Here is a 9,037-nt window from a genome sequence, read left to right on the forward strand (position 1 = left end):
GCGTGGATTTAGGAGAAGTTGCAACTTTTCTAAAAAGCTTGAAAATCATTTTAAAGCCTTTGATTTGACTTTCTTTTACCTTAATAACGGATTTGTTTAACGCCAGCATACTTTTTGAAACACCACCAGAATTTTATATAAAGATAGGTATGCCATATGATGATTGGAATTTTTTGGTATTGGAAAGATGAGGTCTTAGGAATTGCACATGATTTCGCTCTTTCAGATATTGACTCTATAGGGTTAGCCGATAGTAATTATGCTCATATAGAGTATTGGAAAGTTCTTCAAAGCAAGATGAATGATTTGAAATATATAGAATATGAAGAAATGAGGGTGTAAATAATTCCAAGAGGAAGAGCTATTTTTAATTCAAATTAAATAAACTAGTAATTTATTTGGACAAAAGTCTTCTAATACGCTCTAAAGTTGAAAAAATTTCTCAATTTTATGAGGCTAACTTTGAACAAATAATTATTAGAAGTGATCCACATTACAGAACAAAATAAATCTATTTAACATAAAATCTCTTATACGAAATTTGACTGTTAGAACCCATTGAAAAAGTTATCTCTACTGAAATGAATTCCACTCGTAGAAGCATTTTTTAAAAAAAATAGCTAAAAATTAAAAAGATACAGCTTCTTAAATACAACCTAAGTAGTTGATATAATTATTTTTTTAATTATTGAGGTGTGATAGGTGGTTTTTACTGAATCAGTTTTCCACTTTTGATTTTTCTATTTAAAATCAACATCCAAACATTCATACGAAAGACCCGTACAGGCCTAACTCAATCAAAATTAATTTTACGTTTTTTAATTTTAAAAGTTCCACGACCAGCAAAGCGTCGAGCAAGGTCAGGATTCCGGCCTTCCAAACGTTTAATCAGAATTGGTACGCGATCCGGTGTTTTACTTATTAAATTATCATTTTCTACATAAAGCACTGTTCCGCTTTGCGCTGCCTCAATAAAGCGGTCTCGAAGTACATCTGCGGCTTTAGCAGCAATACCTGATTCACTGTCATCCTCTTCAATTAGATCTGCTGTTGACATGATGCCATACTCCCAGTGAGCTGATATATGAATCATATTACAAGTCGGTAGACAGAATAAAAAATTAGAGACCTTTCTACATATAATGCTCTGATCGACACACATAATAGCTTCTTTTTTGCATCAAGGTAGCTATGATGTGTGTTTTGAATTTTTTATTTAATTTCAATAGGTTATTAATATTTATCCTTGAGTTCTATTTCCCCAAGAAAAAACAAATAACATTTTAAATCAACAACTTATAATAAATGAGAAATCAAAAAATTCACGACACACATCATGTCTACCTAAATTAGCTTCATTAGGTAGACATGATGTGTGTCGACATTAAAAATTATATTTAATTTCAGTATATTAAAAGAATTGAGCTTTTTAATTTTGATAATTTTTTTTATAAAGCACAGGATCATCTAACAGAAATATTTTTCCCTTTTTTAATCCTGAATATTTAGAATCGGTAAAAATTTCTTTCCTTAAAAGTTTAGTTGTCGAGAGCGCAAAATGAATCCTATAACTTTTCAGAAACTAGAAAAAATGAATAAATACTGCAAAGCTTGTGTTAAAGCTTATGCAGTTTTGACTTTGTTGAGTCTGGTGACTTTTTTCATCTATTTTTTTAATCATTTCACCTTAGACGTTCTATTTACAGACCCGAACACTTTATTTCCGGCAATCAAAATAGAAGCGTTAGCACTGGGGATCATGCACATTGTCTATTCTTTCTTTTTCAAATATATCGATAAACAACTGCAAATTTATGGCTTAGATTCCAATCATCTGAATGCATACATCCAGCGGAATCAGGGATTTTTCCAAAAGTATTAAGGGATGCGTTATCCAGTAGAGTTCATCTCTTGTAATGTCTCAAAAACAAGTCTCTCAATGCCAGAACGTGCTTTATCAGGGTCCGGATCTAGCCAGGATAACGATGGAAATTCGGCACAAAGGCCAACAAATTCTTTATCCTCAACGGACCAGTTGACGCTAAATGAGTAACGAGCTTCAATCTTAAAATCAAATAAAGCTTTCATATATTTTACCGCGTGTTTGGCCTCACTCCTCAAATCATCAATTTCTCGGCGGCTCAGATAATAATTATCAGGATATTTCGGCATGATTTCTTACCATTAGTGATTACCATTAATTTTCAAAAAATGCCGTCATTTCCTGAAAATTACTGACCAGACGCTTAGATTTCCGCTCATACGAAGGCACCGACAGTTCTACTTTGGACTTTCGGTTCAAATACTTGAAGTACAGCGGAAAAACTTGCTTATTGAACTTAAATACATCCTCTCGAACTCCCCTAAACCCTGCCAATTTAGACACCATAGATAGTTCATTTATAATCATACTATCCTGCTTCTCAGGACTCTTCACCTGTTGCGCTTTCTTGAAGGTAGAGAGCAATTGCTCACTCTTAAGTTCAAAAAACTTCTTGTGCATGCGCCACGTCCAACCTGTTGTTCGATTAATGTCCTTCTGTTTACGCTGTTCAATCGTAAATGGCAGGTTAACCAATTCATAGACTGGAGCGGACTGCTTATTATCCCTAACCTGAATGGCCGTGCGATAGATTAGGCGATTCTGTCGATCTTGAACCGATTCGAATTGCTCGATCTCTGACTTATCGAGTCCGTAGGCGGCTTTCAGTAACTCTGAACAATCTTGCTTTTTTTCTCGAAGTTCTTCGGGAACCGTACACAATAAACAGAGTCGAACCTTCTCAATTTTGAGCAGACTTTGATTGAGTAAAACAATCAGATCCACCACTGGTTTTTGCTTTAAACGGTAATTTCGTTGTCTGGCAGTTTGATTCAAATCATACCTTTTTTGGAACTTCTCAATGATGCTTTCAGCACGATCAAGCGGCACATCAAGCTGGAAATAATACTGCGTTTCGCGGCTCACTTTATCCAAAATGTCGGCTAAATACTCGCTAGTTTTGACACAGTAATAGATCATTATAAAGTCCAGTTTTTTGGTAATTCTGTCGGAAAAATTCTAGCATTTTTATACTTTTTTGGTAATTCTATCGGAGATTTTATTTTGTAATGATTTGGACTGCGTTTAGCAGTCCCTTTTTAGGTGCAGATGTAGGTTTATAAATGGTTGTTCCTGCAAAATTTGATTTTGGCACTTTTTCAGGTATAGTGAACTCATCTGACTGCTTCTTAAGCTTTTCTGATTTTGAACTTGTAGCGCAACTCAACCAGGTTGTTAGTGGAGACCATTTTTCAAAACTAGAAAGTGAATCATTAGATCGTTATCCGTACGCCAACGGAGTCCTCTCATGATCAGCGATAGCACATATTTTCTTGGCTACTCGCATATTATCTTTGTTAGATATTTCTAACTTTCAAAAATTACGTCTAGCGTAGTTTGCCAATTTTTACGCCTGTTTTTTGGGCTTTGAATACTCGGCAAGTTACCGCTGCCGAGGACGTTTTTTCACTATTTCAAACTGCTAGGAATACACACCATATTCTGATCGGTGAAGCTGCGTGCTGTTTAACGATGGCTGGCGCGGAATCGAAGGGGGCTAAAGAGTGAAATTCTCTTTTTCTACCCAATCTTTAAACAATTTTATTGTTGTTGGGCGACACGGAAACGGATCTCATGGTGACATGAAGAGTCCTGTTTTAATCAAAGGTGAGCAAAAAAGCATAGGATGTGCTTGAGCATTAATAACCCCTTCTTTACTTGGGTGACTTGGTAAAGATGGCTGTACTGGTGGGCTGTGAAGATAGAGAAAAACTATCCAATGTTACAGTGAGAACCATTGATGAACATTCGGCACTTGTAAATACATAAGCAAGGCTGACTGGATAGCTTAAGCCAGTAACGGCATGTCAAACGTAGAACCGTGAACATGCTGTACAGAAAATTTTGATCGCACGATAAATCTAAAGAGTCTTTAGCCAATCTATAAGTGAGTTCTTGGAACAACTACTCATGAAAAGACAGGAAAATTTTAGGCGAGTGTAACGAATAAGACTTGAGCATTTATGTAAGAAGTCGGGCGTCAAAATGATGATTAAAACTAACGTGGGAAGTTCGCTAAGATATTATTTTTTAAAGTTTATTAGTTGGTGACTGTTAAATTAAAATAATGTTTTAGAGGATGGGAGATCATTGAGTAAAGCGACTTTAAGTCGGGAGCATAAGTATTCGAGTGAATAAAAACATGAGCGTACTTATGAGGAATGAAAGGTGAGCCGATTATAGGTTTGATTTAGTGAAAAAAATAGCAGTTGTGGTGACTGCAAACAGACTGGTAATCTGTGAAAAATTTTTTGTATGTTATGAAATTTAACTGAGAATTAAACAGAAATAACTTTGTTTAATGCTGTAGGTGCAGATTAATCACATGCATTCATTTTTAAAAAATGACAGCTAAGACTGAAAAGTCTTAGCTGTTAATCTTTAGATATACGCTCTATTTTGCGTTTTAAGCAACTTTAAAGAAAGAATGTAGTTCAACACCCAAAATAAATTAATCGAGCTATAACACCCTGTTTTTTTGCGTTTAAACAGTATTTTCAATAAAGTCTAAGATAAATAAATATATTCTACTAAGAGCTCTCACTCACTCAAGATCCCCACACCCCTCGCCTTGCTCGGGCTGATGGTGAACGTTGAGTGAGTTTCGGCAATACTCACCCTAAGGGCGTGATTTTGAAAAAAACCACAATCCCTTAAGTATTGCCGATTAACCTGATTGGGCTGACGGAGCCACGCATCGGTCGTATCCGCACATAGTTTTGCTGACTATGCAGACAAGGACTAAAAGTTTTGCACCTCTCTCCACGCGCTCCCTGTCGTTACACGGCTGTATCTCTGCGAGGGTTTCCCCAACATGCAACTTAACAGTCCTATGCAACTACTCCCAACGCTCCGCTTATGTGAAGTTCCCCTGTAGCGGTTTAGCCTTTCGACTATAGCCACATAACGCCAGTGACACTTACTCCTACCACACGTTATGCGTGTCCACCGTAAAACGGACACACAGAAGCTGACAAAGCCCGAACAAAAACATTTTGTTGCTTAATTGATGAACGATAACATGGTGATTAACGAAGATTTTTCATTTTAGCGCTTGTATTTTTTTCATAGTTTTCTAAAATAGAAAGTGGTACAAGGCCTTTGGTGAAATCATAACGGTCGTCAAACCTTATGATCTTCGTTAGTAGATGTGTCACCATCAACTAACTGCGTACCCATAGATTAAACAAAAGTGGTGTAAAGTTTCAAGTCTTTGCACCACTTTTTTTTATTTATTTTCAAGCATATACCGCAGAATAACAATACTATTATTTTTAATAAATATTTATCGCGACTAGATTAAAAGATCTCTTTTACACCTATTTTTATTAAAAATAAAATGATTGAAGATCTTAAAAATTAAGAAAAGATCAACCACCAAAAAGCCGTTTAAAGAACCCTTTCTTTTCTTCTATCTGTGATTCATTTTGAAGTGTTTCTACCTGTTCCTTAGGCTGTTTTTTTTGTTCCTCAAAACTGTTTCTACCTGTTTCGGGTACTGTTTCCACTGTTTCTACACTGGATAGGTTTCCCTTGTATGTAATCATCAGTTTATAGTCATCGAAATCTTTCCTAACACTTGATATCTCTTGCTTCAGGAACTCTTTATCCTGTTTTAATTCTTTAACTTGTTCGCGTAATTCTCTTAATAGTTCCTCGTTGTTTCCGCTGTTTCCAGAAACAGGTTGGGTACTGTTTTCAGAAACAGGTGGAGAAGCATATTTTTTCGATGAACCAAACACTCGAATCATGTCCTGTACATCAATAACTTGTACACCATCATGATTTTTTTGTGATGTTAGATCACCACGTTTAATCGCTTTATAAATTGTGGTGCGTCCCACCTTGAACTGTTTTGATGCTTCAACAATAGTGAGCAAGGACATATCTATTTCCTAAGATTTTAATTCTTAAAATAGTTCGCTATGCGTTCCTGCACGAACGAAAACGATCATATCGAACTTAGAAAGCGACTCAATACGATAAACTAATAGGAAATCTCCACCGACATGTAATTCACGGCAGTTTTTCCATTGACTTCCATTTAAGGCATGATCCAGCCATTCTGCCCCTAAAGGTTCATTATTAGCGATTAAAAGCATCATTACTTCCTTCAACTTCCCCATGTCGTAGCGACCACTGCGAGAAAGCCTTTGCCAATCTGCTAAAAACTCTTTGGTGTAGTCCGATGATCGTGGTAAAGCGGCACGTTTCGATTTAGCTGTTTTTTTCGAGGTCATTAAACAAGTCTTCTACAGTTTCAAAACGGGCTTTTTTTGCTTGGATTAGTTCATCTGCTTCATTCAGCGCTGAAACAGTCTTGGCGTTTGGTACACGGACATCAAACGGTATTGCTTGTTCTGCCACGACACGAGTTAAAAAGATTCGTACAGCATCAGATACAGACATGCCCATTGATTTTAAAGCCTGCTGTGCTTGAAGCTTAGTATCATCATCAATTCGAACATGCAGCATTGAGGTTTGAGAAGTCATATCTTCACCTTAATATTATGTAACTCAATTGAGATACATAATACCATTAATTCAGTTTAGTAAATAGAATTTAGTTAATATTCTATTATTAAAAAAGGCTAACAAAACCCGTGGAACATTGATCAGTAAGTAATCGTGGAACATGAAAAATCAATAAAAAAGCCCATTTGAGGGTAAATGGGCTTTTCAATAGTATATAAAAAATTGATTTTTAAAGGAATAAAAAGAGCATTTCGTATAAGGTGTATTATGTTAATTTTAGGAAATCTTTACATTAGTGTGTGTTAAAACATTCTGAACACTTTTTAAAGTTTAATGCTAATAAAATTTCCTCTTCTAAAGCTTCCTGATCAAAGTTATTCACTTTTTTGGAAAACATAATAGTTGAAGCAATAAGTCTGCTTTTAAGAGAAGCGAACTCTTCTGCTAAGTTTTTTTCCTCTAAAGGTCTATTTTTCTCAATTCGCTTTAATTTAGATGAATCCCAATAACGTAGGTCATAAATTTTTTTATGTAGCTCAGACTTCATTGGAAAATTTGAAATCTGTTCAAATAAATCATCTATTTGAGACTTAAGCTCATCTAAAGATAATTTTTCAATTTTATCAGAGAAGTTTACTGAACTAGAGTTATCTTTTTCTATGCGACCAAAATTAAGATCTCCTATCCCAAATTCAGCTTTAAGAAAAATAATGAAACTTTCATCAGCTATAGTTCCATCTTCACTCATCTTAGATTTAACTAACTTTCTAAACCTATCTATTGTGGCCTTACCCTTATTTCTCACTTCTTGTGGGAGATAAAAGTTTACCCATTTAGCATTTAACCTAGGACAATCCGCATTCAAATGAAAAGCGGCTGTATTATGTTCATTTAACCAAGTACCTGTATCCTCAGTTTCTTTGATAGGATGAAATTCAATTTTCATACCTAGTGTACTTTTTTTAAAAAAAGTAGCTGCTCTTTGAAGATCTTTTTTTTCTTCAAGCGATAAGCATGAATTAATATCAATATTCTTAAAAATATCTGATATAAGCTGTTCATCTACATCGATTCTTTTGATGATTCGATTTAGATTAAAATTGGTTATATACATAAAACTCTTGCTACATAATTATCAAAAAAAATGACCATTATTGACTTTTTGTCAATTGACGTTTCTTTTAGGGAAAGCTAATCCGCCAAATTCTACTTCTAAAACTTTATTTTGTTCAAGAACTTGCAAACATCCTCCAGAAAGAAGCGTGCTATCTTTAAGATATAGTTCGTTGATTAATTCAATATTTCTAGAATCAGATAGTAACTCGTGAACCAATGCCTCAGTAATATCGTCAGTTAAAAGGGATGCAACAGGGGTCTTCATAATGACAGACATAATATCTATCATCCCAGCAATTTTACTAGGAACCCGGAGAGATACCGTTTCATAAATTGTTGTGTTACTTTCAGCCAAAGTATCTTTCAATTTTTCTCTTAATGTAGCCATTAAACTTTTCCTAATTTTCCATCTTTAACTGCTTGAGATAATTTTTCATGAATCTGATCTCGATCAGTAGGTTCTTCTGAACAGGTATCTTCATAATCACAACGTGATTTCAATTCATAAACTGCTGAGAAATGTTTATTTGCTAAATCCAATACCCACCCTTCTTTTGGTGGAATATTCGCTAGTTTATTAGCAGAGTTTGCAACATAATATCCAGCACGTGTATCTAAGCTAAATAAACTATTCAGTAGAATTGCTTCTACAAGCTGATTAAGTAATTGAGATCTTGAAATCCCATCTCGTGTAGCCAAAGCATCTAAAACAGCTAGATCCGTCTTATGCACACGAATGTTGTACTTCTTAATATTAGGCTTAGCTGGATCAACTAAATTTTCAGGCACCTTTGCAAATGCTTCAGTGTTTATCTTAAGTGGCATATCTTCTTCCTTTATCTATTTAAATAAAATTAAAGTCACTATTTGACTTTAATTTTCGATTAAATGAATCATTAAAGTAAGTAGTTATTAAAGTATCTTGATCATCAACTATAGTAATTCCACCACGTCTTTCTAAAACTTCTAATACCTTCATAATTCTATGAATATCTTTTCTTTTTAAGATAATTTTTTTGCCTTTATTACTTGGTTCCCCAAAAATATTGGCTAGCATTATCATTTCTTGATTAATATTGCGTTGTTTCATTCTTTGAACAGAGTGATTAGTTAATTTCATGAACCATCTCCTATTTAATATAGGAATAAGAATATCACGACTAATATTAAAGTCAAATAATTATTTTTTAAAAAGTCAAATATACGCTATTTTAGACTTTTCTATTCTTTCTTTTTTCTCATTTAACATAATGGTTGTTATGCGAAATTCCTAGCATATTCACCTTTTGTCTTATATCTTTGTTTTTACCAATAGGTAAAATATATTCATAACCTACATCGGAA

At 34.5% G+C, this 9,037-nt stretch carries 13 protein-coding genes and 1 pseudogene; 4 read left to right on the plus strand and 10 right to left on the minus strand.

Features of this window, described 5'->3' with window-relative positions; translation table 11 throughout:
* Positions 1-100: pseudogene (locus tag FTU82_RS14815) on the plus strand (IS1 family transposase); the annotation flags it as partial.
* 56 nt (positions 101-156) lie between these two features.
* Entirely contained in the window at positions 157-342 is a 186-nt protein-coding gene (locus FTU82_RS16340) for a hypothetical protein (RefSeq protein WP_306669838.1), read from the plus strand.
* Positions 343-793: 451 nt separating this feature from the next.
* On the opposite strand, the gene FTU82_RS14825 is transcribed toward FTU82_RS16340, so the two are convergent.
* Positions 794-1,057 (minus strand): hypothetical protein, encoded by a 264-nt coding sequence (locus FTU82_RS14825; RefSeq protein ID WP_180101539.1) that lies wholly within the window; start codon positions 1,055-1,057, stop codon positions 794-796.
* Positions 1,058-1,558: 501 nt separating this feature from the next.
* Here FTU82_RS14825 and FTU82_RS14830 point away from each other — a divergent pair.
* Positions 1,559-1,882: a hypothetical protein gene (locus tag FTU82_RS14830; protein ID WP_180101541.1), complete on the plus strand. Its 324-nt coding sequence runs from the start codon at positions 1,559-1,561 to the stop codon at positions 1,880-1,882.
* A gap of 8 nt (positions 1,883-1,890) precedes the next feature.
* Here FTU82_RS14830 and FTU82_RS14835 read toward each other — a convergent pair whose 3' ends face one another.
* Both FTU82_RS14835 and FTU82_RS14840 read right to left on the minus strand, forming a co-directional pair.
* Positions 1,891-2,172 carry an antitoxin HicB gene (locus tag FTU82_RS14835; RefSeq protein WP_180101543.1) on the minus strand — a complete coding sequence of 94 codons (282 nt, stop codon included), beginning with the start codon at positions 2,170-2,172 and terminating at the stop codon, positions 1,891-1,893.
* Positions 2,173-2,197: 25 nt separating this feature from the next.
* Positions 2,198-3,022, minus strand: coding sequence for a hypothetical protein (locus FTU82_RS14840; RefSeq protein ID WP_180101545.1), 825 nt, complete (start codon positions 3,020-3,022; stop codon positions 2,198-2,200).
* A 143-nt stretch (positions 3,023-3,165) separates the two neighbouring features.
* Between FTU82_RS14840 and FTU82_RS14845 the strand changes: the two genes are divergently transcribed.
* Positions 3,166-3,354, plus strand: coding sequence for a hypothetical protein (locus tag FTU82_RS14845; protein ID WP_180101547.1), 189 nt, complete (start codon positions 3,166-3,168; stop codon positions 3,352-3,354).
* 2,118 nt (positions 3,355-5,472) lie between these two features.
* On the opposite strand, the gene FTU82_RS14850 is transcribed toward FTU82_RS14845, so the two are convergent.
* The 7 genes from FTU82_RS14850 to FTU82_RS14880 all read right to left on the minus strand — a co-directional run bounded on the left by FTU82_RS14850 (position 5,473) and on the right by FTU82_RS14880 (position 8,813).
* Positions 5,473-5,988: a plasmid replication DNA-binding protein gene (locus tag FTU82_RS14850; protein ID WP_180101549.1), complete on the minus strand. Its 516-nt coding sequence runs from the start codon at positions 5,986-5,988 to the stop codon at positions 5,473-5,475.
* Positions 5,989-6,012: 24 nt separating this feature from the next.
* Positions 6,013-6,342, minus strand: a complete 330-nt coding sequence (locus tag FTU82_RS14855) for a type II toxin-antitoxin system YafQ family toxin (RefSeq protein WP_180101551.1) — start codon at positions 6,340-6,342, stop codon at positions 6,013-6,015.
* Positions 6,320-6,595, minus strand: coding sequence for a type II toxin-antitoxin system RelB/DinJ family antitoxin (locus FTU82_RS14860; RefSeq protein ID WP_086189056.1), 276 nt, complete (start codon positions 6,593-6,595; stop codon positions 6,320-6,322). The genes FTU82_RS14855 and FTU82_RS14860 overlap by 23 nt, the downstream gene beginning before the upstream one ends.
* 274 nt (positions 6,596-6,869) lie before the next feature.
* Positions 6,870-7,691, minus strand: a complete 822-nt coding sequence (locus FTU82_RS14865) for a hypothetical protein (protein WP_180101554.1) — start codon at positions 7,689-7,691, stop codon at positions 6,870-6,872.
* A 51-nt stretch (positions 7,692-7,742) separates the two neighbouring features.
* Complete coding sequence (locus FTU82_RS14870) at positions 7,743-8,081, minus strand: hypothetical protein (RefSeq protein WP_180101556.1); 339 nt, start codon at positions 8,079-8,081, stop codon at positions 7,743-7,745.
* A complete protein-coding gene (locus FTU82_RS14875; RefSeq protein ID WP_130118207.1) occupies positions 8,081-8,518 on the minus strand; it encodes a hypothetical protein in 438 nt (145 codons plus the stop codon). Before FTU82_RS14875 ends, FTU82_RS14870 begins: the two co-directional genes overlap by 1 nt.
* Positions 8,519-8,537: 19 nt before the next feature.
* Positions 8,538-8,813 (minus strand): DUF4258 domain-containing protein, encoded by a 276-nt coding sequence (locus FTU82_RS14880; RefSeq protein ID WP_180101558.1) that lies wholly within the window; start codon positions 8,811-8,813, stop codon positions 8,538-8,540.
* Positions 8,814-9,037: the final 224 nt, after the last annotated feature.

It is taken from the genome of Acinetobacter sp. YH12151 (genome assembly GCF_013418355.1).
GTDB classification, from domain to species: domain Bacteria; phylum Pseudomonadota; class Gammaproteobacteria; order Pseudomonadales; family Moraxellaceae; genus Acinetobacter; species Acinetobacter pseudolwoffii.